This is a genomic window from Bartonella sp. AP57NXGY (assembly GCF_042195805.1).
Taxonomy (GTDB): Bacteria; Pseudomonadota; Alphaproteobacteria; order Rhizobiales; family Rhizobiaceae; genus Bartonella.
Window position 1 is genome coordinate 1 of record NZ_JBHIOZ010000512.1, and the last position, 718, is coordinate 718.

General features: G+C 42.9%; 2 protein-coding genes. Both read left to right on the forward strand.

Translation table 11 applies throughout. The features are described 5' to 3' along the window. A partial coding sequence (locus ACFIL8_RS12855) for a phage head-tail joining protein (protein ID WP_375689958.1) occupies positions 1-246 on the forward strand: 246 nt, incomplete at its 5' end. Then, a partial coding sequence (locus tag ACFIL8_RS12860; RefSeq protein ID WP_375689960.1) for a phage portal protein occupies positions 246-718 on the forward strand: 473 nt, incomplete at its 3' end. The genes ACFIL8_RS12855 and ACFIL8_RS12860, both read left to right, overlap by 1 nt.

Consider the following 718-nt stretch of genomic DNA (forward strand, 5'->3'; position numbering starts at 1 on the left):
GGTGAAACTTTAGAACCAATTAACAGCAAAATTGACAGACTGGAAAGTTTAAAAAGGCGGCGTGAACAAATTGAAGAAGCTCTTTATTCGGGAGCACAATCGGTACGCCATGGCGATAAGCAAGTAAGCAACCGCTCTGTTGAGGAACTGCGCAGAGCGCTTGAGATGCTGAACACACAAATAGCCAACCTTGAAGGGCGCAAGCGTTCACGCGTTTTCTATTTTAATATATCACGAGGCTATTAATGGCTGGCTTTATCAATAAACTCACGGGCTTTTTTAAAATTTCTCGTCAACACAATCCCCATTTTGAAGCGGCAAGCAAAAGCCGCCGTATGGGTGGTTTTGACCCCGCAAAGAAACATATCAATAAAGCGATTAAAGAATGCGGTGATACCATTGTTGCCCGTTCAGGATGGCTTTATGATAATGAATCTCTTTATGGGTCTGCAACAGAAGAATGGGTCTCCGCGGCTGTAAGTGATGGGATTAAACCTTATCCTCGTATTGAAGGCTTTCAAGAAGAAAAGAAAAAGCTTTTAGACTTATGGTGGCAATGGGTTGATGAAGCAGACTATGATGAAGATGCCAATTTTTATGGACTTCAAGCAACCATTGCACGAGAGGTCTTTTTAACCGGCGAATGTTTTGTAAGACTACATTATGTTGACCTCTACGGGCGCTCTGGTGTGCCGCTTCAATTACAAGTTTATCCCAC